The organism is Neobacillus muris, from assembly GCF_943193175.1.
Classification (GTDB): Bacteria; Bacillota; Bacilli; order Bacillales; family Cytobacillaceae; genus Neobacillus; species Neobacillus muris.
The window spans coordinates 171,587-196,481 of record NZ_CALPDF010000004.1 but is presented as its reverse complement, the minus strand read 5'-3'; the positions used below and the strand labels follow the sequence as shown (position 1 = coordinate 196,481).

Genomic DNA, 24,895 nt, shown 5'->3' with positions numbered 1-24,895 from the left:
GATTAACGGGTCAATTCATAAACCGCCCTTGCATAAACGGTCATCGCTTTAAACATGGCGTCTAATGCAATATGTTCATTGGGCTGATGCTCCGTTTTCTTTTGCTGCGGGAAAGCTGCCCCAAACGCAACAAAATTGTCCATTGCTCTGGCATAGGTCGCCCCGCCTGAAGCAATCGGTTCGGAAACCAAATCACCTGTCACTTCCTGATAGACCTTCATTAACGTTTTGGCCAAAAAATGATCCTTTGGAATGTAGATGGATTTCAGATAATCGTATTCCTTGTATGCCAATCCATATTGTTGAGCAGCATGAGCAAGCTGGCTTGCAATCCTTTCTTTATCTGCTGTGACAGGGATCCGGAGATCAATTGAAAGTCTTTCAATCTCTTCGGTCAATTCTATTTTTCCTACATTAAACTTTAACTTTCCGGACGCCTCATCCTCACATTTCCCAAAAATATTTTCCGCAAATGCATCTTCTTTGACCAAGTCATTCATAAAATCAATGGTTTTAGAGGAACAGCCAATTTGCTTTAATCCCATCATCAATCGAGCAATCGCATTGATGCCTGTTTCTGCAGCCTGAGCATGGACCGCCTTTCCAAGTACGACTAGTCCATCATTATTCGTTTCAAAATGAAAACCAAGCTTTTGTAAGGCCTCTCTCAGCTCGGCTGCCATTGGGCCGGCATATCCAGCTGTATCAGGCACTGCATTAAAGGCATTTCCTGCGTTCAATCGCAATTCGGTCTCGTTTTTGCCTTCAAGCTGGACCTGGAGCAGTCCTTTTTCAGCATAAACCATCGGGAAGACAGAGTCAGGCGCAAAGCCCATCTCTGGGATTTCTTCCAGCTTGCAATATCGGGTCATACAGCGCCAAAGGGATTCCTCATCTGTACCAAAAATAAAGCGGACACGTTTGTTAAAAGTAATGCCAAGATTCATTAAAGCTTTGACGGCAAATAAGGCAGCCAGTGTCGGTCCTTTGTCGTCCTGAGTCCCGCGGCCATACATGTTTCCGTCCTTGATAACAGGCTGGAAGGGAGGGGACACCCATTCATCTAATTTTCCGGCGGGCACGACATCAAGATGTCCCAGAATGCCAATCATCTCTTTTCCTTCGCCAATCTCGGCATAGCCATAATAGCCTTCCGGGTCATAAAAGGTGTTAAATCCGAGCCGGCCGCAAATTTCTAAAGCTTTTTTTAAAGCAGAATCAATTGCTTTGCCAAAAGGATAGCCTGCTTCCATTTCGTTAATCACACTAGGTATCGCGACCAGGTCCAGTAATGCCTGATGAAAATCAGCTTCAATACTTTTTAATTCTGCTGTTAGTTGTGATAAATGCTCCATGCTGCTCCTCCGTAAATTATAAAGTATGTACTCCTACTGATTTTAGCTGTAGCAGCCAACTTAGTTCAACTAAAAGCTTCGGTTTAACAAGGAAATAAAATGATAGACATGTCAACGAGTAAAAATATTTATTAGTCTAAAAACTGGAAAAATATAATAAAATTTCCACACAAATCCTCTTTTTTTCGGTACAATAAGGAAGTGTATTTTTGTTGGAATTTGTCTGATTTTCTATTTTTATGGAAGTTCTTTTGATAGTTTTGTCATTTTTTTAATAGAATTGAAACATAATTGTAATAAAATCGTCTATAATGGTGAAGAAACGTTAATTATTAGGCAGTGAGGTTTTGAAATAATGGGAAAATTAAAGCGGCGCCGCCGTGTTAAAGGGGCATTGACGGTTATTTTTCTGATTGGCCTTTTGGTCTTAGGCATTTTTGTAACAGATACAGCGGGTAAGACTACTCATTTGAAAGAACATGAAACTAGTAAATATTCAAAAGAAGGTTTGCGGAGCAATAAAGATTACATTGGGGATAAGAAATGGAGGGCAAACAAGCCGAAACAGGCAGCGGCTAAAGAAAACCATCAGCCGAATCATCCTGTACAGACTTCCGAAACGGCAAATCCTGCACCGAAACAGACGGCTGCTAACCAGCCTGCATCCCCGCAGGCACCAACTGGTGACACAAGTTCTACTGCATCTCAACCGGCAGGCACTCAAGAAGAAAATAAGGCAAAGACGATTTATTTGACCTTTGATGATGGACCATCTGCGATTTCGGGGGATATCATAGCTCAACTGGAGCACTATCAGTTTAAGGCGACATTTTTTATGATAGATGGAAACATCCGAAGATTTCCTGATGCTGTAAAGTTAATGGCGGCATCTGGTGAAGGGTTGGGGCTTCACAGTGTATCTCACCGAAAGGACATATTTTATGCATCAAAGGATTCCGTTATTGGTGAGCTAAACCAGAACCGTAATACGTTAATGGAAATTTCCGGCGTCAATTCTCCTTTAGCCAGAACCCCTTATGGAAGTTCGCCTTATATGACAGACGAGTACAAGGCAGCTGTGAAAGAGAATGGCTACATCTTGTGGGATTGGAATATAGACAGTAAGGACTGGTATTACAAAGACGAGCGGTATATCCAGAGTGTGATTGATCAGCTTAACAACATGGCAGGCTATAATGGGCCGCGGGTTATTCTGATGCATGAGAAACGGGAAACGCTGGCACATTTGCCACAGCTCCTTGATTATTTACAATCACAGGGATATCAGTGTAAAGCGATTGATCGCTCAGTTGCTCCTGTTCAATTTTAAACGAATTGTCAAGGAAATTTGAAACTGAATTTGATATAATATATGTATACTTCACTGAATATGATGGTAAATCTTTAGTAGGAATGTTGAGGTTCGATAACTGTCCATGATGAATAAAATTTTACAGAGCAGCGGTTTCAAAAGATTACTTATATTTATCGTTATTGCCTTAGTTTTATACGCGATGCGTTCCATGATCAATTTAATCTTGCTGACATTTATTTTTGCGTTTTTGATGGATCGGCTTGTCCATCTTATTGAAGGGAAAATTCCTCTGAACCGCAAGCTGATCGTGGTCATTTCCTACGCCAGTATCGTTGGCTTGCTTTCCTATGGATTAGTTACCTATCTGCCGATGATTGTCAATGAAATTACTGCTTTAATTAAGCAGCTGACGGCCTTTTATACCTCGAAACATGATAATGTCGTTTTAAATTATATTGTGAAACGGGTTGAAGAAGTTCAAATATCCAGCTACCTTGAACAAGGTGTGACCTTCGTATTAAGGTATTTTACTGATATTAGTAAAGTCAGTTTACAAGTGCTGCTGGCCCTGCTGTTAAGTCTGTTTTTCTTATTAGAAAAACCGCGGTTAATGGAATTTACTCAAAAGTTTAAAACAAGCAAGATTTCATCGATTTATGTGGAAATTGAATACTTTGCCAAAAAATTTGTCGGAACGTTCGGAAAGGTAATTGAGGCGCAGTTAATCATTGCCGTCGTAAATTGTGTTCTGACGACCATCTCTCTTTGGCTGCTTGATTTTCCACAGCTGGGCGGTCTGTCGATCATGGTTTTCATTTTGGGGTTAATTCCGGTTGCCGGGGTTATTATTTCACTCATTCCGTTGGTGATTATTGCTTATAGTATCGGCGGTATGATCAAGGTTTTATATATAGGGATTGCGATTGCGATTATTCATGGAATTGAGGCCTATATCTTAAACCCGAACCTCATGAGTTCTAAGACGAATCTTCCTGTTTTTTATACATTTATTGTCCTAATTTTCTCAGAGCATTTCTTTGGTGTCTGGGGATTGATTATTGGGATACCTGTTTTTGTTTTCCTCCTGGATGTATTAGAGGTAACAGGAAAACCAGAAAAAAATACAACGGAATGAAAAGTCAGGCGTCCGCTTGGCTTTTTTATTTGCCTTGAAAAATGGTATGCTAAAAAAAATGAAACATAGGAGGAAGCCGCATGAGTGAGTGTAAGCTGGATCATTCGCAGGAGGATGTTAAAAAGAAGTTTGAATCTCAAGTTTCTTTTTTGCCGGAAGATATGAGGCCTTTATTTGAACAATTTTTCGAAAAAGATCATACGCAAGAAATAGTAAATGATGTGTTCCATCTGCTGAAAAAATATGACTTGGCTTCAGAAAAGGAAAGAAGTGAACGAAACAACCGATTGTATCTAGTGCTGCGCAATCTTTAACAAGAATGCCCGCCTGCTTGCAGGCGGGTTTATCTTTGGAAAATAATAAATTGATGAAAAGATACAAAGTTGGAAAAATTAAAGGAGAGAAAATCCATTGGTTAATAAATGGGTTGAGAAAAAGGGGATACCGGATACAATGGGAGAATTATTCAAATTATTAAAGCGCGGCAACCGATCGGCCATGCTGGCAGCCATTGTAAATACGATCATTGCCATCATAAAGGCAGCTGCCTATGTCATTACAGGGAATGTTGCCATGTTTGCAGAAACGATGCATAGTTTAGGCGATGCAGCCAATCAATTTTTTGTATTTGTGGGTTCTGCTTTAAGCAAAAAGGCTCCGACCGAGAAGTTTCCAAACGGATTTGGCCGGCTTGTCAATTTAGTTCTGCTTGGCGCGGTATTAATCGTTGGGATTATGGCATTTGAAACGATACGGGAAGGATACCATCATGTTATCCATCCAACAGAGTCAAGCGGATTTTGGATTAATATCCTTGTTTTAGCTGTTGCAACCCTGCTTGAAACCTTTGTGCTGTTCAAGGCTATGAAGGAGGTTCTCCATGATAATGAAGTGGAGGCAGGCGGTCTCGGTGTATTTTTCAAAAGCTTTTCCTATCTGGGAAGAGCCAAACCCGCAACTAAATTAGTTTTTTTGGAAGATACGGTAGCAACGTTAGGAGGATTATTGGCGATAATCGCTGTGGTCGCAGCACGGTTCACGGATTTTCACCAGCTTGAGGGAATCGCATCGATTCTGATTGGCGGTATGATGTTTTTTGTGGTTGGAAAAGTATTTTTGGATAATGCTGCAGGGGTTATCGGCCAAGCCGATGAGGAAATGGAGAATAAAATCGGTGAATTGGTGATGGCGGACCCTGATGTCAAGGATATTCAGGATATTACGGTCATCAAGGAGGGCGAGGACTTACATGTGGAACTGGAAATCGAAATTGACCCCAATCTCACTGTTGCAGCCGCCGATGATATTAAGGACCGTTTGGAGGAGAAAATTCTCAGTGAAAATGGTGTGGTCGATGTCACAATAGAAATAGATGAAGAGGACGGAGTCATGACTTGGAAGAATCAAAAAGAACCAGTCAGTGATTAACCAGTGTATGGGCGAGTAAGGTTCGCAGCAAGTACGCGAACCTTTTCTTATTCCCAAGGTTTATGAGTTGTTAAATAGTTGGCCAGTTCTCGGCTTTGACGGCGGTGTGCTTTTCGTTTTTCTGCCCGTTCCTTTCCAGTTTCATGTAATTTTTTTTCTTCTTCTGTTTCAGGAATAATCGCAGGAACCTTGGTCGGCTTTCCTTTCTCATCCAGCGCAACAAAGGTTAGAAAAGCGGTTGCGGCGATCTTACGGTCACCGGTTAATAGATCTTCGGCGATGACTTTGACAAATACCTCCATCGAGGACGTTCCAGTCCAGCTGACAAACGATTCTAAGCAAACAGAATCTTTCATCGTAATCGGACTTAGAAAATCAACGGAATCCGTGGAAGCCGTGACACATTCCATCCGGCAGTGCCTTGCAGCGGAAATGGAGGCGAGCATATCGATATCACTCATCAGTTTACCCCCAAACAAGGTATTGTGGTTATTAACGTCATTTGGAAATATTCTGCTTGTTCTAACTACTCTTGTTTCATTGCATGTCTTTGTTTCCAATTTCAAATCCTCCTATGATGTAACAACTACTAATACTTTACCCAATAATGGCTGATATCTCAATTTTTAGTGAAAAAGAGTGTTTTGTGGTACAGTACAATAAAAGGGATTATTGAATCTGCAAAATTTAATAGAAGGGGGTTCATCCATTGAGTTTACAAGAGAAAATTATGAGGGAATTAAATATTTCTCCTGCCATTGAACCAAAAGAAGAGATTCGCAAACGAATCGACTTCTTGAAAGATTATTTGAGGAAAACCGGGGCAAAGGGTTTTGTGTTAGGCATCAGCGGCGGGCAGGACTCCACATTGGCCGGCAGGCTGACACAGCTGGCTGTAGAGGAATTGCGCAGCGAAGGAACAGAGGCCCTATTTATTGCGGTCCGGCTGCCTTACGGGGTTCAGCACGACGAGGAGGATGCCCGGCGGTCCTTGGCATTTATCCGTGCAGATCGGGATTTAGTTTTTAATATTAAGGATGCTGTGGATGAGGTTCAAAATGAATACAATGCCTCCAATGATCATGCACCATTGAGCGATTATCATAAGGGCAATGTAAAGGCAAGGATGCGGATGATTGCCCAGTATGCCATTGGAGGCATGGAGGGGCTTCTGGTGGTCGGAACCGATCATGCAGCTGAGGCGGTAACCGGATTTTTTACCAAGTATGGAGATGGAGGGGCGGATGTTCTTCCGTTATCCGGTTTAACAAAGCGTCAGGGTAAAGCCTTGTTACAGGAGATGGGAGCAGATGAACGGCTGTATTTAAAAACGCCGACTGCGGATCTATTGGATCAAAAACCAGGACAGGCAGATGAAACAGAGCTGGGAATCTCCTACGAACAGCTGGATGATTATTTAGAAGGTAAACCTGTCTCTAAAGAAATTGCTGAAAAAATTGAACAGCGCTATATGGCGACAGAACATAAACGAAGACTTCCTGCCAATATGTTTGATGATTGGTGGAAATAGACAAGGAGAGATTGCCTTTAAAGCGGCAGTCTCTTTCTTTTTTTGGAAAGAAATCATAACATTCATAAAAATGCTACAATACGGAGCGCTTTCGGCTTGTTTTAAGCACTATAATAAAGTCAGAAAAAAGTGTTTAAAAAAGGTGGTGCCAAGGTGAAGTCCAATTTAACAGAAATCAAATTCCTTTTGTACGCAACAGCTGCCATTATCATACTCATGGCAACCCATCTCTACCAGCCGGAACTGAATGCCATCTATAATCCGGAAAATTCAACTGGATTCCATACCCTTCTTGAGACCTTCAGTATTTGTATTTCAGCAACTATTTTCTTTTATGGCTTCAAACAATCTCAGAACACAAAATCAAGCAGGATGCTGCTTGTATCGTTTACTTTTTTAATCGTTGGGATCCTTGACCTGTTTCACACCCTTTCCTATAAAGGAATGCCTTTTTTTATTACAAACAGTTCTGTCGATAAAGCCACTTGGTTTTGGGTCATTGCCAGGCTCATTCAATCTGTAATGATCTTATTAATCTTAGTGCTGCCAGACCGAAAACTTTCAAGAGATTTTCGGCCGATAGTGTTGTGCTTAGCAGCTGCGCTCTCTGGTGCCCTTATCTTTACTGTTTTTTATTTTGAAAAGGCCTTGCCGTTACTGGTTATTGAAGGTGATGGGACGACAAACTTAAAAAATGGATTTGAATATGCCGTTTGTGCGGTTCAGTTTATTTCATTAATTGCAGCCCTATATCAATACTATATCAGTAAGTCCGAAGCCCATTTAACATGGGCGTTGGCTTTAGTCTTATTGCTGCTGACCGATTTGATTTTCACGATTTATCAGAGTGTATTTGACTTTTATAATTTCTCAGGTCATATCTTTAAGGTGTTTGGATTTTATTTTATCTTGCGGGGGGTTTATTTTTTTAAATCGATGGAGGAACAAGAAGAGACGAAATTCCCGCTTCAAACCTTTTGGTCAGAAGTTCCAAGTCTCATTTTTAAAGCAGAAAAATATGAGAAGGAGTTTATTCTTACCATTTGTCACGGTGAATTGATTCGCTATTTCGCGCTTGAACCCGAAGAGATGGCGGGAAAGTCCTTTAGGGAGATTTTCTTGGGAAATCATATTTTAATTCATGATTATTGCCATTTATCTCTAAGGCTTCAGGAAAGGATTGTGTTTGATTTTGACTTTTTTGATAAAGTGCTGCTGTTTTCTATTAAACCGCTAATCGAAGAAGGCGAAAAAGAAGTGATTCTTGGTACGATTATTGATGTGACGGGACTTCATGAGGAACCTGCATTTGTCCAAAAAGGGAAGAAAAAAGTGAAATTTACGGTTATGTAACCTTTTGAACGGGATGGTAATTTTATCGAATTTAAAGGAAGTGATGCTAAATTAACTGGAAACGGGAACATTATGGATAAAACAGCAAGGAGCCTATACAACATGTCAAAATCAAATCAGCTTGGTTTTTGGGTGCTGACGGCACTGGTCGTCGGAAATATGGTTGGTTCAGGAATTTTTATGCTGCCCCGGTCCTTATCTGAGGCCGCAAGTCCTGCCGGAGTGCTGACGGCATGGCTGTTGACCGGTTTTGGAGTCCTGATGATTGCCCTTGTATTTGGCAATTTAGCTAACCGAAAGCCGGAAATTACCGGTGGGCCGCAGGTTTATGCCAAATCGCTGTTTAGGCCTGGTTCCCAAGCTTCGATCTTGTCGGGATTTATGGCTACCTGGGGGTACTGGATTGGGAATATTGCGGCCAATGTCGCGGTCATCACCACCTTCACCAGCTATTTAACTGCCTTTTTTCCGATGCTGACCAGCGAGGCGACATGGTTTTCCATCGGCGGCTTCACTTTAAGGGTTGGGAATGGACTGACATTTGCAGTTTGTACAGTGATGCTATGGATCGTCCATTTTATTATTTTGAGCGGCATGGAGAGTGCTGGAAAATTAAATTTTATAGCTACATTGGCAAAAGTAGCAGGCTTCTGCTTTTTTATCGTGATCGGATTGTTTGCCTTTGAAAAAAGCAATATAATGCCGTTTGCCGATACGAGAGTGGATGCGGCCGGAAACACGATTGGCATGATGCCACAGGTAAACAATGCGGCATTAGCTACTCTGTGGGCATTTCTTGGGATAGAATCGGCTGTTGTTTTCTCTTCCCGGGCGAAGAAACAACGTGATGTGAAACGGGCCACGATTGCCGGTTTATTTATTGCATTAGCCATCTATATGGCGATCAGCATTCTTGTCATGGGAATGCTAAACCAAGAGACCTTAATTCAATCAGAAAAACCGTTGATCGATGCAATGGAGACAGTATTAGGAAGAGCGGGAGGGCAGCTCCTGGCAGCCATCGGTTTAATTAGTCTCCTTGGTTCGATGATTGGCTGGATTATGCTAAGTGCCGAAGTGCCCTTTCAGGCTGCCAAACAGGATGTGTTCCTCCCAGGATTTTTGAATGAAAATCATCAAGGGTTTCCGGCATTCTCCTTATGGATCACCAATTTGATTACACAGCTGTTTATTTTTTCAACAGTTTCAAAGTCGATTGCGGATGCCTTTGACTTCGTGATTGTAATTGCAACCTTGGCTTACTTAGTCCCTTATTTCATTGCTTCCATCTATCTATTAAAGCTGGTTTTGACTGGGGAGACCTATTCAACCAGCCAATCGCGGCTGGGAGATGGAATCATTTCCGCTCTTGCCACCATTTATTCGGTATGGGTGATTATTGGCGGTACAGCGGACATTAAGACATTTCTCTATGGAGTCCTATTACTTGTAAGCGGGATCTTATTTTACGGACCGCTCCTTAAAAAGCGCACCAATGAAGATAAGGAAAACTTGTCTGCCGAATATGAATAGTGATTGAAGCCGCTGTCGAAATTCATTTTGGAAATTGGCAGCGGAAGCTTTATTTTTTTGTAATATTTGAATCTTTTTCTTTTTTTATTCGTATAAAAGAATATACATAATCCGAAGAAAGTCCCATTACTGGGGTCCTTTCTTTCAAAATAGAAACTCCCATTCACGAAGTAAGGGGTGAAGCATATGGAACTTTTCGGCATGCCTTTAGCTTCCATATACCTATACGGGTTAATCATTTCAGGGGTATTTACCGTCATATATGTGCTGTTTTCAGATGTGTTTCATATTGACACGGGTGACGGCGGATTGTCCTTTTTAAATCCGGTCTTAGTGTTTGCATTTATTACGATCCTTTCAGCAAGCGGTTATTTGTTTGAACGGCTGTCTTCTTTGAATGAGCTGCTTATTTTCGGAATATCAGCCATCCTATCTTTTATTCTCGTAACCTTATTAAATGTTTTTATTCTTGTCCCGATGTCATCTGCTGAGGAGTCGCTAGTCTATCGGGAATCTGATTTACGAGGCCGGATTGGAACCGTGATTACGGCCATCCCTGCTGATGGATATGGCGAAGTCATGATTGAGAATGCAAGCGGCAGAATTGCCAAACCGGCAGCAAGCTTTGATGGTGATTCGATTCCAAGCGGCGCCCGCGTCCTTGTTGTTCAAGTAAAGGACGGTGTTTTGGAAGTATCGAGTCATCAAGAATTAGAAAGTTTTCTTTAGAAAAGTGTATGATGTTTCACCAAATAGATATATAGAGGAGGAAATGGCATGGAATTTAGTTTTGTATGGGTAGTTATAGGTGTGGTTGTACTCATTTTACTTGCATTGATTGGTGTTTTTATTACCAAATACCGGACAGCAGGTCCTGATGAGGCATTGATTGTTACCGGCAGCTACCTGGGAAATAAAAATGTGCATGTGGATGAATCCGGGAATAAAATCAAAATTATCCGCGGCGGCGGTGCCTTTATTTTGCCAGTATTCCAGCAAGCTGAACCATTAAGCTTGCTTTCTAGTAAACTTGAGGTTACGACACCAGAAGTTTACACGGAGCAAGGGGTGCCGGTAATGGCTGATGGGGTAGCCATTATTAAAATTGGCGGTTCTATCAGCGAAATTGCGACAGCTGCTGAGCAGTTTCTTGGAAAGCCAAAGGAAGACAGAGAGAATGAAGCAAAAGAGGTTTTAGAGGGGCATTTACGTTCCATCCTCGGGTCCATGACTGTTGAAGAGATTTACAAAAACCGTGACAAGTTTTCTCAAGAAGTGCAGCGAGTAGCGTCACAGGACCTGGCAAAAATGGGATTAGTCATCGTTTCATTTACGATTAAGGATGTCCGGGATAAAAATGGCTATCTTGATGCTCTAGGTAAACCACGGATTGCCCAAGTAAAACGGGATGCCGATATCGCCACAGCAGAAGCCGAGAAAGAAACACGGATTAAGAAGGCAGAAGCAGCTAAAGATGCCAAGCGTTCTGAATTAGAACGGGCGACAGAAATTGCAGAGGCTGAAAAAATTAACCAATTGAAAATTGCAGAGTTCCGCCGCGAGCAAGATATTGCCAAGGCGCGTGCCGATATGGCCTATGATCTTGAAAGCGCCAAAGCGAAGCAAGACGTTACAGAACAGGAAATGCAGGTAAAAATAGTTGAAAGACAAAAGCAGATTGAACTGGAAGAAAAAGAAATTCTTCGCCGTGAACGGCAATATGATTCTGAAGTAAAGAAAAAAGCAGATGCTGACCGCTATGCAGTTGAGCAGGCAGCTGCTGCTGAAAAAGCCAAACAGATGGCCGATGCCGAAGCGAATAAATTCCGGATTGAAGCGATGGCGAAAGCTGAAGCGGAACGGGTTCGGATTGACGGTCTGGCCAAGGCGGAGGCGCAAAAAGCTCAGGGTCTTTCTGAGGCAGAAGTAATCCGGATGAAAGGCTTGGCGGAAGCGGAAGCCAAGGAGAAAATTGCCGAAGCGTTCGAGCAGTTCGGTCAGGCTGCGGTTCTCGACATGATTATCAAAATGCTGCCGGAGTATGCCAAACAAGTGGCTGCGCCGCTATCGAATATTGATAAGATTACGGTCGTGGATACGGGAAGCGGCAATGGGGCCAATAGCGGTGCCAATAAGGTGACCAGTTATGCAACAAACCTAATGGCCAGCCTCCAGGAATCATTAAAAGCAGCGAGTGGTATTGACGTAAAAGAACTGATTGAAAACTACTCAGGAAAATCGAATGTCAAGAAAAGTATCGAAGAATTGGCTGGCCAAATGAAAAAGAACCAAGATTAATAGAGGAAAAAGGGGCTTTTTGGACGGCCCCTTTTTTTTTATGCCCTATTTTTCTCCAAAAAAATAGGTGTCCCAACGATAGGACACCATTTTATATAAAGAGAGGTCATTTTGGGATGAGCAAGAGCAAATAGCTGTTACTGCATCTTAGAGCAGATAGACAATAACTTGGGGGTCCTTGAACCTATCTTCTCTGTTAACTGCATGAATATCTTATCGGAAAAAATTGAAGATGTTATGAAGAACTTGTGGTGATATTGTGAAGTTACAAACATCACTGACTGTCCATGATATATTTAAGTTATGGGGAGTGAATAGTATGAAAATATTATTAGTTGATGATGAACGCAGAATTATAGAGGTTCTTGAAGCTTATTTGGAAAGAGAAGGCTATGAAATTCACAGTGCGGATAATGGCCTTGATGCTTTAAAAAAAGTCAAAACCATCCACCCTGATTTAATCATACTAGATTTAATGCTGCCCGATATTTCAGGGGAAGAGGTTTGCCGGCTTGTCCGAAAGGAATCTGATGTTCCCATCCTGATGCTGACCGCTAAATCTGCGGAGGATGACCGGATTAACGGCATCGTGATGGGGGCTGATGACTATTTAACCAAGCCATTCAGTCCAAGGGAAGTAGTTGTCCGTGTCCAGGCGATCCTAAGGCGGGTGAAAAAAACAGAAAAAGTCGAACGGCTGGTATTTAATAGGAACCGGCTGGCTATCGACCTCATTAAAAAAGAGGTAACGGTAAACGGGCAGCCGGTAACGCTGACTCCGATAGAATATAAATTATTAACCAATATGGCTCTGAATCCTGGCAGAGTTTACAGCAGAATGGATCTGCTGGAAAAAATTCAAGATGAAGGCATGTATTATGAAGGCTATGAACGCAGCGTTGATACCCACATCAAAAATCTTCGAAAAAAAATAGAACTGGATTCCAGGCAGCCCGAGTTTATTATCACCGTTTTTGGTATGGGCTACAAATTTGGAGGGGTAGTCGATGCTGCAAACGCTGCGGTCTAAGATTCTGGTTTATTTAATCATGATCTCTTTGATAGGAATCTTGATTGTCAGCTATTTTATTCAATATGGGTTTGAGGAAAGCTTTACAAGTTATTTGGATCATAACCGGGAAAAAAAGATTGACCGGGTGATAACGGAAATCGAGAAAGACTATCGGGCGAATGGCCATTTTACGAGCGACCCAGTATTTGGGATGCTGCATGAATATGCCATGACAGATCAGCTTTACTTTCAGCTGTCTGACCGCTTTGGGCAAATCCAAATGGACTCTTCCAATATCCGATCGATGCTTAATAGCCTTGGGCTGTCTGAGCCGGAGCCGGACGGAGAAGAATGGCATTCCAATACCTATACCCTTAAGGTGAATAATAAGATGATTGGCAAGTTGGTTGCCATCTACCCGGAAGGCCTGATTGATGATGAATATACGTTTATTCAAACCATTCAGTTATATATTTATGCGGCGGTGTGTTTAACCATAATTCTGGCGATTGTGACGAGCTTTATTTTTTCAAAAAAAATCACTTCAGGTTTGAACAAGCTGTCATTTGCGGCGAATGAGCTGCAAATGCATCATCTGGATATCCGGATTCCATTAAAAGGATTGCCCAGTGAGGTGAAGCAGCTGGCGATATCATTTAATAAATTGGCGGAGTCGCTTTCGAAAGAGGAAATGCTGCGAAAGCAATTTACAGGTGACTTGGCACATGAACTGCGCACGCCTCTCGCCACGCTGCGGAGCCAGATCGAAGCGTTTCAAGACGGGATTTGGGAGCCGACGCCCCAGCGGCTGCAGATATGTCATGAGGAGCTTATGCGGCTGGTAAGGCTGGTCAACGAGCTGGAAAAATTGCTTGCTGCAGAAAATCCGCAAATTAGACTTGAAAAGATGGAGGTTGAAGCAGGCAGTGTACTGGCAGCACTCGGGGAAATGTTTTTCCCGATATTCAAGGAAAAAGGGGTGGGACTTCGTATCGAGGATCCCGTTCAGGAGGAGATATTTGAAGCTGATAAGGACAAACTGATGCAAATCCTCTCGAATATTCTCAACAATGCCCTCAAGTATACGCCTGCCGGGAAAAATGTAACCATTTCTGTTGTAACAGAACGGGAAAGTTATGTTGGTTTTACAATTCAGGATGAAGGCTCCGGGATTGCGGAAGATGATATTCCATTTATATTTGAACGGTTCTACCGGGGGGATAAGTCTCGGGACCGAAAAACTGGCGGAGCTGGGATCGGCTTGTCAATTGTGAAGGCTTTGATGGAAGCCCATGAGGGACGGATAAAAGTCAAAAGCAAGCTGAATAAGGGCACAAGCATCACGTTATGGTTTCCAAGGGAACTTGAGGAAAAACGGGCAGCTCTGGCACAGGCAGCCATAAAAGAAAAGCGCAGGCGTCCGTTTAGTGAAGCCCAATAAGCCAAGATGATTTAAGTGCCTGAAAAGAATATAAGTGGCCTTATTTCAGTACAAGGTTAAAAAAATGGCAGCTCCGAGTCGGAAGCTGCCTTTAACGTGCAAGGGGATAGAATTTCTTCCACTCATTTAGGAAGGACTGAGTAGAAGCATTCGGGTTTTTTAAGACCTGAGTGGTAGGTCCAATTTGTTTGACCTCACCATCCACAATAATCGCAAGTTGATTTGTTAAGTAATGAATTTCCATGATATCGTGGCTTACAAAAACAGCAGTTGTTTTTGTATCGGCCATAATTTGTTTAAAATCTTCCATTAACTTAATTTTAGTTGGAAAATCAAGCGCCGAAAATGGTTCATCAAGGAACAGGATTTCCGGCTCGACAATCATGGCGCGGGCAAGATTGACACGCTGCGCTTCACCGCCGGACAAATAGAGGGCATTTTTTTTCGCTAAATGGAGAATGCCGAACAGCTCCAGCCAATGGTTGACTTTTTCCTTAATAATCGATTTCGGCACCTTCCTTAGTGTTAAGCCAATCGAAACATTATAAAATACAGATCCATCTAACAATAGTGATTGCTGCAGGGCGATGGAGAATTTGCGGCGCAGTTCAATTGGGGCACCTCCTGCTGGAATGGATGTGCCCTCGTAGTAGATCTCCCCGCTTGTCGGGCTTTCCAAACACGCCAATTGTTTTAACAGTGTACTTTTTCCAGCGCCGTTCGGCCCCATGATTCCAAGAAATTCTCCTTTATGGATGGAAAACTCAGGTATATTTAAGATCCATCTTTCTTGGGCATGAAAGGTCAGGTTTTTCAACTCTAGTAATGGATTCATGAAAACCGCCTCCTTTGCTGTAAAAAGGTTAGGGCTGCTGTAATCAGCAAGGCCAGGGATAATAAAATAAACGAAAGTGCCAGGGCGATATCAAAGTTTCCTTTGGATACCTCCATCACGATGGTAGTGGTCAAGATTCTTGTATCGCCTTGAATATTGCCCCCGACCATCATGGCTGCGCCCACCTCGGCGATGACCCGGCCAAATCCGGCCATAATGGCGGCCATAATCGCCACCTTGGACTGCTTGATCAGCAACAATAGCATTTGCAGCTTAGTGGCACCAAGGGCCTTGATTTGCAAAAGCATTTTTTCATTAATTTGCTGAAAGGCTGAACAGGTCAGGCTGATAATGATCGGCAAAGAGACTAAAATCTGGGCCATGACAATCGCTGTTGGCGAATAGAGCATGCCCAACTCTCCGAATGGACCAGAGCGCCACAACAGCATGGTAATCCAAAGACCCGCTACAACAGGAGGCAGCCCCAGGCCAATATTGACAAAGGTTAAGAGAATTTTTCTGCCTTTAAAACGGGTCAGCCCCAGCCATATGCCAATCGGTAATCCAAGGAGGGTGCTGATCAAGGTGGAAATAAAGCAAACTCTTAGAGTCAGCAAGGTGATTGCGAGGATATCCTGATTACCGGTCAAGATGATCTCAATTGCTTTTTTTAATCCATCAATTAGCAGTTCCATAACAGCCTCCCGGATATGGTTTCTATGTGCCAGAAAGGAGACTATTCAAAGTCTCCTTCCAGTCCAATTTCCTATTATTCTGTATAACCAACAAATAAGGATTGTCCGTATTCTTCTTTACCAAAGTTCTCGATGACTTTTTGGGTTTCGTCGTCCACCATAAAGTTGACGAATTTTTCGGCGTCTGTTGCGTTGACCTTATCATGCTTTTCTGGATTAACCTGCATAACATGATAGATATTCATTAAATCAGGGGCCCCTTCAACCACGATTTGAAGAGTGTCAAGATTTTTGGATTGTGCCAGCCATGTAGCACGGTCTGTCAGCACATAGCCTTTTTTCTCTGCAGCCACCTGTAAGGTTTGTCCCATACCTTGACCGGTAGAAACGTACCAATCTCCTTCAGGAGTAATATTTGCAGCTTTCCAGATTTCAAGTTCTTTTTTGTTTGTTCCGGAATCATCTCCGCGAGAAATGAAAACGGCCTTGCTGTCAGCTATTTTTGCTAATGCTGCTTTGATATCATCTCCGCTAAGGCCTGCAGGATTTTCTTTAGGACCGACTAAGACAAAATCGTTGTACATAACCCGTTTATAGTTGATAGCATCACCAGCGTCAACTACGGCTTGTTCTGATGCTGGGGCATGGACGAGCAGGGCATCGGCTTCCCCTTTGGTGCCCATTTCTAAGGCTTGTCCTGTACCAACAGCAATGACTTTCACTTTGACATTGTTTTCTTTTTCAAATAGTGGAATAATCTCATCCAGCAAGCCGCTGTCCTGTGTGCTGGTGGTTGTAGCTAAAATCATTTCGGTTGCTTCTGCTTTAGGTGCTTCCTTTTTCTCAGATGCTCCAGCGGAATCTTTCGTGTCAGTGCTTCCGCATGCCGCTAAAAGAATCAGCATGGCTGCAAATAAAAAGGATAATAAGCGATTTTTCTTCATACTAGTTCCTCCGTCGTAGTAGTTTGATAGATCAGTTTCCCTAATTCAGAGATATCATAGCCTTCTAAAAAGGTTAAACTTTCTTTGAATTGGCTGGATTGCAGATAATGGATGATGCTGATTAAATTTTGTTTGTTTTCTTTTGTAAAGCGAAATACAAGGTCGAACTTTTCTTTAGTGACTGGAATAAAGTCCAGTCCTAAGTGGCTGGCCGCTGACTGAATTCCAAAAGCAACATCGACAATGCCCCTGTTTATGTAGGAGGCTGCTGAAAGATGAGTCCATTCCTCATTTCCATACCCATTGATTTTGCCGGGATCAATTCCATAGCTTGATAGTTTGGAGTCAAGCAAGAACCGCGTGCCGGAGCCTTTTTGCCGGTTGATAAATTGTACGTCCTTCCGGGCTAGATCGGAAAAATCAAGAATTTGTTTTGGATTGCCCTTGGCCACGATAAATCCTTGCTCACGGGCTGCTAATCTCATGACGAGAATCGATTCATACACAAACAGCTGCTGGATAAACGGCAGATTGTATTCGTTTGATGTGGGATCTAACAGATGCATGGCAGCTATATCTGATTGTCCTCGATACAGGAGCATTAATCCTTCTAGACTGCCGATAAAAGAAGGTTGAATTTGCAACCCTAAGCTGCTGGCTGCCTGTTTGGTTAAGTGCTCCACAAGAAAGTCGTGGCTGCCTGACAGACGAATGCTATAAGCGGCTGCAGTATTGCTGTGCTCTGTTGTGTGTTTCTTTGCCGGTGCTTTTGTGCTTTCTTTGAATCGTTCCAATTCCGCATGTTCAATCCGCATTTTATTTCCTATTTTAAAGGCCTGGAGCTCTCCGCGTTTTATGAGTTCATAAACCGTATGTTTTGATATTTGAAAAATCCGTGCGACCTCATCGGGAGTATAGGCCTTTTCTTCCATGATGCTTACCTCCTTTTTTTACCATTTTACATGAATCATAGCATATTGAATGTGACTTTTGTTAAGTTTCATTGAGTTTTATTGAGTTTTGTTGAGAATTGTCACCGATTGTTCAAAAGTCTTTTCCTCTTTTCATAAACTTCTCAAAATCGTCACGGATTGTTCAATAGTGAGCATGGTAAATTAGTGTAGGATAGAAGATAGAAGAAAAATTTTTAAGTTAAAGGAAGGGTTGTTATGGCAAAGCTCTTGTATATTACCGCAAATCCAAAAAATACTGTCAAGCTATCGAAAGGGATGCAGATCGGGGAAGTATTTTTAGAAGAGTTTCAAAAAATCCAGCCGGATGTGGAAATTGAACGCTGGCACTTATATGACATGGATATCCCGGAAATTGACATGGACCTATTATATGCCCGTGCTAAATTGTCGTTTATGGGCTATACAAAAGACCAGCTGACGGAAGCAGAACGGACCAAGCTGGAGAAGATGCACGCGCTTGCTGACCGGTTTATCGATGCCGATTATTATGTATTTGTCACACCACTTTGGAACCTTGGGGCACCAGCAATCTTAAAATCATTCATGGATAATGTGTTTATTGCGGAAAAGACGTTTACGAATACAGAGAGCGGTCCTAAAGGACTCCTTACAAACCGCAAGGCGATTCATATTCAAACACGCGGCGGCATATATTCGAATGGCCCCATGAGCGAATATGAAATGGGTGACCGTTATTTAAGTAAAGCACTGGAGTTTCTCGGTTTTGACCAGCTGGAAACAATTGTGGCAGAAGGTATGGACCACTTTCCGAAACAAGCGCCGGAGATTATGGCGAAAGCGAAGGAACAAGCAGCGGAGGCTGCAAAAGAAATGGCCAAAACACCGGTCACATTATAAAAAAATGGCTCGAACCTTTCGTTCGGGCCGTTTTTATTGGGAAATCCACTTTTTTATGCACTTTTTTCAGTCCAATAAGATTTTATTTGCGAATCTCATTTCGGCTGGTTGTTTCATTAGAATTTGCCCGTAAACTGGAAAAAAAGAACGACCAGTCCCAAAATCGAGACATAGACGGCGAATGGCCTTAAGGAATGTTTCTTCAAATAACCAACCATCCATTTTACCGCCACATATCCAAAGAAAGCGGATGAGATGATTCCAACCAGCAAGGCAGACAAGGAAATTTCCTCGCCGCCGCCGCCCAGCAGTTCCTTCGTTTGCAGGACAAGCGCCCCGGCAATGGCTGGCGTGGATAGGAGGAATGAAAAGTAAGCGGCAGTCTCACGGTCTAATTTCCGCCATAGAGCGGCAGCAATGGTCATGCCTGACCGGGAAATCGCCGGCATAATCGCGGCTGCCTGAAATGTACCGATAATCAAGGCATCCGTATAGCCGATATCATCCATTTTCTTATAGCCATTTTTAGCGGAATCTGCAAGCCACAAAAATAACCCGGTCATTAAAAACTCCCATCCAATCGTTACCCCTGTTTTGGAAATTTCATCAATATAATCTTTAAAGGCAAGTCCAAAGATAACCGCAGGAATCGTTCCGATTATCAATAAATAGGTCACTTTGCTAAACGGATTTTTAAGGATCTTCTTAAATTCATCTTTATAAAATACAAATACCGCGAGCAAGGTTCCGACATGAAGCATCGTATCAAGCAAGAGTCCTGCTTCCTGCAATCCAAATAAATTTCTCCCAAGATATAGATGCCCCGTACTGGAAATAGGCAGAAATTCTGTCAGCCCCTGAATGATTCCTAGGATAAATGCTTCTAATTTCGTTAACATACTTTCCCTCACATTCTCCACTTTTTGGCAGTCTGTCCAATGAATAATATGCCATTATTTACTGATTCATGAATGTCTGCGGTTAATCAAAAATTTAATGTGCAAAACAAAAAAAGTGCAATCGTGTTGAGGACTGCCATAAAATAGGAATATATGTAACGGAGGGGAGAAACGGGTTTGGAAAATAAACATCTTCATTTTAATACGGCGATTGGTGTCAAAAAGCCAGAGAATTATCGAAACAAGCAGACTGCATGTCCTTTTTGTGAAAGAGAAAAGCTGACCGGCCTCCTTGCCGTCGATGGCCCGATTATTCTGTTGAAAAATAAATACCCAGTATTAGAAAATGCTTATCAAACTGTGTTAATTGAAACGGATGATTGCCACGCTGAACTATCCACCTACTCAACTGAGCACCTGCATAGACTGATTCAATTTGGAATCCGGCATTGGCTTGACATGGAGCAAACGGGCCAATATCGCTCGGTCCTTTTTTTCAAGAATCATGGCCCGTTATCAGGGGGGACGATTGCTCATCCACATATGCAAATTGTTGGGTTAAATGATCTTGACTACATGGAACATGTGCTTCCTGAGATGTTTGATGGAATCTTGATTGCGGAGGACGAGGGGACGGCCCTAACTCTTTCGACCAAGCCAAAGGTAGGCTTTTACGAATTTAACATCTGGATGAAAGATGATGGATATCAGCCAAAGTTTGCCGAATATCTTCAGACAGCGGTTCATTATATATTGAACCATTTTCCTTTTAAGGCAACGAGTTATAATGTCTTCTTTTATCATTTGAATAAAAGGATTTATGCAAAAATCGTTCCCCGGTTTGTGACGACTCCATTATACATCGGCTATGGCCTTCCACAGGTGCCAAACAATTTGAATTGGATGGCTGAGGAAGTGGAAAAACTATATTTTAAAAAAGAGGTTGTATAAGCGAGCGCCCAGCTATGGAGGGAACTTCCTTAAATATGTAATTCTACCCATGGGTCTTTTTGAAGTTGTGATTTTGCTGATAAAAAAATATAATGAAGGAATGTACAAGTTTAATTCAAGGTGGAGACTTTCGCATGACTTCCAATAAAACTGCAACTTCTAAACTGGATTATAGTCTAGTTCTCATACTATTATTGTTATTTTTAGCAAGCTGTCTAGCGATTTATAGTGCCCAATCTACGGGGCAATACGACCGTAACTTCTTAATCATGCAAATTGCCTGGTATGGTGTGGGGTGTGTCATTATAGCCGGAGTGATGACTTTGGATTCTGACCAGCTCCGAAAGATTTCCTGGTACGTATATGGATTGGGGCTTGTGCTCCTTATTCTGTTAATCCTTGCACCTGAATCGATTGCACCTAGAATAAATGGAGCCAAGAACTGGTTTAGGCTGCCGGGACTTGGTTCCATTCAGCCTTCGGAATTTGTGAAAATATTTCTGATTTTGACCCTGTCCAGGGTAATTGAGGATCATCATCAAAAAAATCTGATCAAAACCGTTCAAACTGATTTCTGGTTGTTGATTAAACTGGGACTTGTCACTCTCGGCCCATTGGTGCTGGTCATTAAAGAGGACTTGGGGACATCGCTGGTGTTTTTGGCGATTTTGTTAGGAATGATTTTTATTTCGGGAATTACCTGGAAGCTGTTAGTGCCCATTTTTTCGGCTGGCATCCTTCTAATTTCCACTATTTTTTATTTTGTGTTATGGCAGCCTGAAGTATTGGAGAAATATTTGGGTGTCAAGGAGTATATGTTCGGACGGATTTATTCTTGGCTTGACCCTTATAACTACCAAAGCTCCACAGGATTCCAGCTGACAAAGTCGATGCTGGCCATCGGCTCGGGGCAGACAAGCGGGAAAGGTCTTGGCAACCGTGAGGTATATTTGCCGGAAAGCCAAACGGATTTTATTTTTAGTATCGTGGGCGAAGAATATGGCTTTATTGGAGCAAGTGTACTCATTAGTTTATTTTTCTTATTAATTTACCACATTACTAAGGTGGGGATGGAAACAAAGAACCATTTTTACACCTATATTTGTGTGGGTGTGATTAGCATGATCACCTTCCACGTATTCCAAAATATTGGGATGACGATTGGCGTTTTGCCGATCACAGGTATTCCGCTGCCATTTATCAGCTACGGGGGAAGTTCTTTGATGGGCAACATGATGGCATTGGGGTTAATCTTCTCGATTCGGTACCATTATAAAAAATACATGTTTTCGACTACTGCATAGAGGGAGGAAGGTGTTTCGATGAAAAACGAATTTGACGAGCAATTTGAGACATTGCTTGAAAAATATAGTGAACTCTTAGTAGGGGAAACGGACGAAGAAACGGTGAAAAAAGTGAAAACATGGGCTCTTTATACCCATATTGGAAAGACCATGCCGGCATTAATCAGCCACTGGAGTGCCCTCTATCCAGAAGCCCGTGCTGGGATGAAGCAGCTGATTCAGGAAATTAAGGTCCTGAATGAACAGCATCGGAGCTCGAAGAAAGAATAAAGAAAACAGGCAAAAAATTGCCTGTTTTTTTAATGCTTATATTGACTATTTTGGCTGTTTTGTTTATCAACGCCACTTGCTTCACGGCCTGGGCCTGAATTCCCCTTCACGCTGGCGGCACTAACACCTGCTTTAGAAGGGTTTTTCTTCATTTTTGCCAAACTGATCACCTCAACACTTAGAGTGTCCAATTTAATACATCTTATCAATCTTATAGGAAAAACTAATTTGTCAAAAAAATTTCATTTTTCCACATTTACTAATTGCACAATTTTTAGAAATATCTTATAGTTATTAGTAGTAAAACTCATTCAGCTTATTTTTTTTCAACAAAAAATGAATGAGTATTCATTCAAAGTCTGAAGGGGGAGACAATGTTGAACCAATTAATTAAAAAAGCAGCTGTACTAGGATCTGGCGTCATGGGCTCGGGGATTGCTGCCCATCTGGCCAATAACGGTATTCCAACACTGCTGCTAGATATTGTTCCACGTGAACTGACAAAGGAAGAAGCAGCAAAAGGACTGACTTTAGAGGATAAACAGGTACGGAATCGTATCAGTGCGGCAAACATTCAAAAATTATTAAAACAAAAGCCTGCACCCCTGACATCAAAGAAAAATATCGCCTTAATCGAAGCAGGCAACCTAGAGGATGATCTGGTCAAACTGAAGGATGTGGATTGGATTATCGAAGTCGTAGTTGAAAACCTGAACGTAAAAAAACAGGTGTTTGCGCAAGTAGACCAGTTCCGCAAGCCGGGCAGCATTGTCAGCTCTAACACTTCCGGCATTTCTGTAGAGGCAATGGCGGAGGGGCGTTCCGAAGACTTTCAGAAGCACTTCCTCGGGACACACTTCTTTAACCCGCCGCGCTATTTAAAATTGCTTGAAGTCATCCCCACTCAATACACGGATCCAGAAGTTTTGTTCTTTATGAAAACCTTTGGTGAAGATGTATTAGGCAAAGGCGTAGTAGTCGCCAAAGATACACCAAACTTTATCGCGAACCGTATTGGTACTTATGGACTTTTAGTCACTGTCCAGGAAATGCTGAAAGCGGGGCTCAGTGTCGGTGAAGTGGACTCGATCACAGGTCCGCTGATTGGCAGAGCAAAGAGCGCTACCTTCCGTACATTGGATGTGGTCGGGTTAGATACCTTCTATCATGTTGCTGGCAACGTCTATGAAAAAGTCGATGGCGAAGAAAAAGAAGCATTCAAGGTGCCGGAATTTTTGAAAAAGATGATTGAAAACGGCTGGCTTGGGAGTAAATCCGGACAGGGATTCTTCTTGAAAAAAGGAAAGGAAATTTTAGAACTCGATCCTAATACATTGGAATATGGCCCGCGCAAAAAACTGTCCGCCCTTTCCATTGAGCTGGCTAAACAGGAAAAAGGAACAGCTGATAAATTGAAAGCGCTTGTTTATAGCAATGACAAGGCTGGGCAATTCTTATGGAATACGTTCACGAAAAATATCATTTATTCAGCCAAGCTGTTAGGCGAAATTGCTGATGATATCGTTGCCATCGACAGGGCCATGAAGTGGGGCTTTGGCTGGGAAATGGGCCCGTTTGAAACCTGGGATGCTATCGGGTTCGAGAAATCCATCCAAAAAATGCAGGATTCCGGAGTGGCTGTTCCTGCCTGGGTATTAGAAATGTTGGAAAACGGCTTTACTTCCTTCTATAAAGAAGAAGCAGGAGAGCTCTATTTCTATGATAAAGGTGAATATAAACTAGTTGAATTCAATCCAAAAGTAATCGATCTTAAAAAGATCAAAAAGCAAAAAGGGGTTATTAAAAAGAACAGCGGCGCCAGCTTAATCGATATTGGCGACGATGTAGCACTTCTGGAGTTCCACTCGCCAAATAATGCGCTAGGCTTCGATACGATCCAAATGATTAATTTTGCCATTGATGAAGTGGAGAAAAATTATAAAGGTCTGGTCATCGGGAACCAAGGAAAGAACTTCTGCGTCGGCGCCAACTTAGCGATGATGCTCATGGAAGCTCAGGATGATAATTATGATGAACTCGACATGGTGATCCGTCAGCTTCATAATGCCATGCTGAAGGTGAAATACAGCTCGAAACCGGTTGTGGCAGCTCCGTTTGCGATGACACTCGGAGGCGGTGCTGAGGTATGTCTGCCGGCATCCAAGATTCAAGCATCGTCTGAAACCTATATGGGTCTTGTGGAGGTCGGTGTTGGATTGCTTCCTGGCGGCGGCGGAAATAAAGAGCTATACATCAAACATTTAGAAGGCCTGCCAAATGGAGTCCAAGTCGATCTGCAGGCAGTCGCTAATAAAGTATTTGAAACGATTGCCACAGCTAAGGTGTCCACTTCAGCAGAAGAGGCTAGGGAAAATAATTTCTTAAGCGCAGCTGATGGAATCAGTGTGAACAGCGATCATCAATTGTACGATGCCAAACAGGCTGTACTTGCCTTATCTGAACAAGGCTTTAAGCCAAGAGTCCGCCGGAAAGTCCCAGTCGTCGGCGAACCAGGCTATGCAACCCTGCTGTTAGGAGCTGAAGGCATGAGGCTTTCCGGCTATCTGTCTGAACATGATATGAAGATTGCCAAAAAGATTGCCTATGTGATTGCTGGAGGAACAGTTCCATATGGTACGGAAGTGGATGAGGAATATCTGTTAAATCTTGAAAGGGAAGCTTTCTTAAGCTTGATCCGTGAACCAAAAACCCAGCAGCGGATGCAGCACATGCTGTTAAAAGGCAAACCCTTAAGAAACTAGCC

General features: G+C 42.5%; 24 protein-coding genes. 16 read left to right on the top strand and 8 right to left on the bottom strand.

Features of this window, described 5'->3' with window-relative positions:
* Nucleotides 1–2 precede the first annotated feature (2 nt).
* Nucleotides 3–1,355 (bottom strand): M20 family metallopeptidase, encoded by a 1,353-nt coding sequence (locus NFS43_RS05000; RefSeq protein WP_251550081.1) that lies wholly within the window; start codon nucleotides 1,353–1,355, stop codon nucleotides 3–5.
* 355 nt (nucleotides 1,356–1,710) lie between these two features.
* Here NFS43_RS05000 and NFS43_RS04995 point away from each other — a divergent pair, with 355 nt between their 5' ends.
* The 4 genes from NFS43_RS04995 to NFS43_RS04980 all read left to right on the top strand — a co-directional run bounded on the left by NFS43_RS04995 (nucleotide 1,711) and on the right by NFS43_RS04980 (nucleotide 5,233).
* Nucleotides 1,711–2,685: a polysaccharide deacetylase family protein gene (locus NFS43_RS04995; RefSeq protein WP_251550079.1), complete on the top strand. Its 975-nt coding sequence runs from the start codon at nucleotides 1,711–1,713 to the stop codon at nucleotides 2,683–2,685.
* 109 nt (nucleotides 2,686–2,794) lie between these two features.
* Nucleotides 2,795–3,805 carry an AI-2E family transporter gene (locus NFS43_RS04990; RefSeq protein WP_420910292.1) on the top strand — a complete coding sequence of 337 codons (1,011 nt, stop codon included), beginning with the start codon at nucleotides 2,795–2,797 and terminating at the stop codon, nucleotides 3,803–3,805.
* Nucleotides 3,806–3,885: 80 nt separating this feature from the next.
* The gene (locus NFS43_RS04985) at nucleotides 3,886–4,119 is read left to right on the top strand and encodes a group-specific protein (RefSeq protein ID WP_251550075.1); all 234 of its coding nucleotides are present in this window, start codon (nucleotides 3,886–3,888) and stop codon (nucleotides 4,117–4,119) included.
* Between the two features lie 139 nt (nucleotides 4,120–4,258).
* The gene (locus NFS43_RS04980) at nucleotides 4,259–5,233 is read left to right on the top strand and encodes a cation diffusion facilitator family transporter (RefSeq protein ID WP_251550143.1); all 975 of its coding nucleotides are present in this window, start codon (nucleotides 4,259–4,261) and stop codon (nucleotides 5,231–5,233) included.
* Nucleotides 5,234–5,280: 47 nt separating this feature from the next.
* Here the strand turns inward: NFS43_RS04980 and NFS43_RS04975 are convergent, their stop codons facing one another.
* Nucleotides 5,281–5,793: an acyl-CoA thioesterase gene (locus tag NFS43_RS04975; RefSeq protein WP_420910291.1), complete on the bottom strand. Its 513-nt coding sequence runs from the start codon at nucleotides 5,791–5,793 to the stop codon at nucleotides 5,281–5,283.
* A 149-nt stretch (nucleotides 5,794–5,942) separates the two neighbouring features.
* On the opposite strand from NFS43_RS04975, the gene nadE reads away from it, so the two are divergent.
* The 7 genes from nadE to NFS43_RS04940 all read left to right on the top strand — a co-directional run bounded on the left by nadE (nucleotide 5,943) and on the right by NFS43_RS04940 (nucleotide 14,401).
* Entirely contained in the window at nucleotides 5,943–6,764 is an 822-nt protein-coding gene (gene nadE, locus NFS43_RS04970; RefSeq protein WP_251550071.1) for an ammonia-dependent NAD(+) synthetase, read from the top strand.
* Nucleotides 6,765–6,917: 153 nt separating this feature from the next.
* Entirely contained in the window at nucleotides 6,918–8,117 is a 1,200-nt protein-coding gene (locus tag NFS43_RS04965; protein WP_251550069.1) for an MASE3 domain-containing protein, read from the top strand.
* 102 nt (nucleotides 8,118–8,219) lie between these two features.
* The gene (locus tag NFS43_RS04960; RefSeq protein WP_251550067.1) at nucleotides 8,220–9,650 is read left to right on the top strand and encodes an amino acid permease; all 1,431 of its coding nucleotides are present in this window, start codon (nucleotides 8,220–8,222) and stop codon (nucleotides 9,648–9,650) included.
* Nucleotides 9,651–9,836: 186 nt separating this feature from the next.
* Complete coding sequence (locus tag NFS43_RS04955) at nucleotides 9,837–10,379, top strand: NfeD family protein (RefSeq protein ID WP_251550065.1); 543 nt, start codon at nucleotides 9,837–9,839, stop codon at nucleotides 10,377–10,379.
* A 48-nt stretch (nucleotides 10,380–10,427) separates the two neighbouring features.
* Nucleotides 10,428–11,948, top strand: a complete 1,521-nt coding sequence (locus NFS43_RS04950; protein ID WP_251550063.1) for a flotillin family protein — start codon at nucleotides 10,428–10,430, stop codon at nucleotides 11,946–11,948.
* A gap of 319 nt (nucleotides 11,949–12,267) precedes the next feature.
* Nucleotides 12,268–12,978, top strand: coding sequence for a response regulator transcription factor (locus tag NFS43_RS04945; RefSeq protein ID WP_251550061.1), 711 nt, complete (start codon nucleotides 12,268–12,270; stop codon nucleotides 12,976–12,978).
* A complete protein-coding gene (locus NFS43_RS04940) occupies nucleotides 12,956–14,401 on the top strand; it encodes a HAMP domain-containing sensor histidine kinase (protein WP_251550059.1) in 1,446 nt (481 codons plus the stop codon). The genes NFS43_RS04945 and NFS43_RS04940 overlap by 23 nt, the downstream gene beginning before the upstream one ends.
* 91 nt (nucleotides 14,402–14,492) lie before the next feature.
* On the opposite strand, the gene NFS43_RS04935 is transcribed toward NFS43_RS04940, so the two are convergent.
* From NFS43_RS04935 to NFS43_RS04920, 4 genes are all read right to left on the bottom strand, one after another.
* A complete protein-coding gene (locus tag NFS43_RS04935; protein ID WP_251550057.1) occupies nucleotides 14,493–15,236 on the bottom strand; it encodes an ABC transporter ATP-binding protein in 744 nt (247 codons plus the stop codon).
* A complete protein-coding gene (locus NFS43_RS04930; protein ID WP_251550055.1) occupies nucleotides 15,233–15,931 on the bottom strand; it encodes an ABC transporter permease in 699 nt (232 codons plus the stop codon). The genes NFS43_RS04935 and NFS43_RS04930 overlap by 4 nt, the downstream gene beginning before the upstream one ends.
* Nucleotides 15,932–16,005: 74 nt before the next feature.
* On the bottom strand, nucleotides 16,006–16,875 hold the full coding sequence (locus NFS43_RS04925) for an ABC transporter substrate-binding protein (protein WP_251550053.1): 870 nt from the start codon (nucleotides 16,873–16,875) through the stop codon (nucleotides 16,006–16,008).
* Complete coding sequence (locus tag NFS43_RS04920; RefSeq protein WP_251550051.1) at nucleotides 16,872–17,807, bottom strand: substrate-binding domain-containing protein; 936 nt, start codon at nucleotides 17,805–17,807, stop codon at nucleotides 16,872–16,874. The genes NFS43_RS04925 and NFS43_RS04920 overlap by 4 nt, the downstream gene beginning before the upstream one ends.
* A 237-nt stretch (nucleotides 17,808–18,044) precedes the next feature.
* Here NFS43_RS04920 and NFS43_RS04915 point away from each other — a divergent pair, with 237 nt between their 5' ends.
* Entirely contained in the window at nucleotides 18,045–18,707 is a 663-nt protein-coding gene (locus NFS43_RS04915) for an FMN-dependent NADH-azoreductase (protein ID WP_251550049.1), read from the top strand.
* A 116-nt stretch (nucleotides 18,708–18,823) separates the two neighbouring features.
* On the opposite strand, the gene NFS43_RS04910 is transcribed toward NFS43_RS04915, so the two are convergent.
* A complete protein-coding gene (locus NFS43_RS04910) occupies nucleotides 18,824–19,606 on the bottom strand; it encodes an undecaprenyl-diphosphate phosphatase (protein ID WP_251550046.1) in 783 nt (260 codons plus the stop codon).
* Between the two features lie 177 nt (nucleotides 19,607–19,783).
* Here NFS43_RS04910 and NFS43_RS04905 point away from each other — a divergent pair, with 177 nt between their 5' ends.
* From NFS43_RS04905 to NFS43_RS04895, 3 genes are all read left to right on the top strand, one after another.
* A complete protein-coding gene (locus tag NFS43_RS04905; RefSeq protein WP_251550045.1) occupies nucleotides 19,784–20,557 on the top strand; it encodes a DUF4931 domain-containing protein in 774 nt (257 codons plus the stop codon).
* A 134-nt stretch (nucleotides 20,558–20,691) separates the two neighbouring features.
* Nucleotides 20,692–21,861, top strand: coding sequence for an FtsW/RodA/SpoVE family cell cycle protein (locus NFS43_RS04900; RefSeq protein WP_251550043.1), 1,170 nt, complete (start codon nucleotides 20,692–20,694; stop codon nucleotides 21,859–21,861).
* Between the two features lie 18 nt (nucleotides 21,862–21,879).
* Nucleotides 21,880–22,131 carry a DUF2573 family protein gene (locus NFS43_RS04895; RefSeq protein ID WP_251550041.1) on the top strand — a complete coding sequence of 84 codons (252 nt, stop codon included), beginning with the start codon at nucleotides 21,880–21,882 and terminating at the stop codon, nucleotides 22,129–22,131.
* A gap of 29 nt (nucleotides 22,132–22,160) precedes the next feature.
* Here the strand turns inward: NFS43_RS04895 and NFS43_RS04890 are convergent, their stop codons facing one another.
* Nucleotides 22,161–22,292, bottom strand: a complete 132-nt coding sequence (locus NFS43_RS04890; protein WP_251550039.1) for a YuzL family protein — start codon at nucleotides 22,290–22,292, stop codon at nucleotides 22,161–22,163.
* 216 nt (nucleotides 22,293–22,508) lie between these two features.
* Here NFS43_RS04890 and NFS43_RS04885 point away from each other — a divergent pair, with 216 nt between their 5' ends.
* A complete protein-coding gene (locus tag NFS43_RS04885; protein WP_251550037.1) occupies nucleotides 22,509–24,893 on the top strand; it encodes a 3-hydroxyacyl-CoA dehydrogenase/enoyl-CoA hydratase family protein in 2,385 nt (794 codons plus the stop codon).
* The last annotated feature ends 2 nt before the right edge of the window (nucleotides 24,894–24,895 follow it).

Excerpts from the sequence above, each read along its gene's own strand:
- NFS43_RS04940 (WP_251550059.1), top strand. The coding sequence starts at position 12,956 with ATGCTGCAAACGCTGCGGTCTAAGATTCTGGTTTATTTAATCATGATC.
- NFS43_RS04915 (WP_251550049.1), top strand. The coding sequence starts at position 18,045 with ATGGCAAAGCTCTTGTATATTACCGCAAATCCAAAAAATACTGTCAAG.
- NFS43_RS04980 (WP_251550143.1), top strand. The coding sequence starts at position 4,259 with ATGGGAGAATTATTCAAATTATTAAAGCGCGGCAACCGATCGGCCATG.
- NFS43_RS04985 (WP_251550075.1), top strand. The coding sequence starts at position 3,886 with ATGAGTGAGTGTAAGCTGGATCATTCGCAGGAGGATGTTAAAAAGAAG.
- NFS43_RS04955 (WP_251550065.1), top strand. The coding sequence starts at position 9,837 with ATGGAACTTTTCGGCATGCCTTTAGCTTCCATATACCTATACGGGTTA.
- NFS43_RS04960 (WP_251550067.1), top strand. The coding sequence starts at position 8,220 with ATGTCAAAATCAAATCAGCTTGGTTTTTGGGTGCTGACGGCACTGGTC.
- NFS43_RS04930 (WP_251550055.1), bottom strand. The coding sequence starts at position 15,931 with ATGGAACTGCTAATTGATGGATTAAAAAAAGCAATTGAGATCATCTTG.
- NFS43_RS04935 (WP_251550057.1), bottom strand. The coding sequence starts at position 15,236 with ATGAATCCATTACTAGAGTTGAAAAACCTGACCTTTCATGCCCAAGAA.
- NFS43_RS04910 (WP_251550046.1), bottom strand. The coding sequence starts at position 19,606 with ATGTTAACGAAATTAGAAGCATTTATCCTAGGAATCATTCAGGGGCTG.
- NFS43_RS04945 (WP_251550061.1), top strand. The coding sequence starts at position 12,268 with ATGAAAATATTATTAGTTGATGATGAACGCAGAATTATAGAGGTTCTT.
- NFS43_RS04900 (WP_251550043.1), top strand. The coding sequence starts at position 20,692 with ATGACTTCCAATAAAACTGCAACTTCTAAACTGGATTATAGTCTAGTT.
- NFS43_RS04995 (WP_251550079.1), top strand. The coding sequence starts at position 1,711 with ATGGGAAAATTAAAGCGGCGCCGCCGTGTTAAAGGGGCATTGACGGTT.
- NFS43_RS04990 (WP_420910292.1), top strand. The coding sequence starts at position 2,795 with ATGAATAAAATTTTACAGAGCAGCGGTTTCAAAAGATTACTTATATTT.
- NFS43_RS04895 (WP_251550041.1), top strand. The coding sequence starts at position 21,880 with ATGAAAAACGAATTTGACGAGCAATTTGAGACATTGCTTGAAAAATAT.
- NFS43_RS04950 (WP_251550063.1), top strand. The coding sequence starts at position 10,428 with ATGGAATTTAGTTTTGTATGGGTAGTTATAGGTGTGGTTGTACTCATT.
- NFS43_RS04920 (WP_251550051.1), bottom strand. The coding sequence starts at position 17,807 with ATGGAAGAAAAGGCCTATACTCCCGATGAGGTCGCACGGATTTTTCAA.
- NFS43_RS05000 (WP_251550081.1), bottom strand. The coding sequence starts at position 1,355 with ATGGAGCATTTATCACAACTAACAGCAGAATTAAAAAGTATTGAAGCT.
- NFS43_RS04925 (WP_251550053.1), bottom strand. The coding sequence starts at position 16,875 with ATGAAGAAAAATCGCTTATTATCCTTTTTATTTGCAGCCATGCTGATT.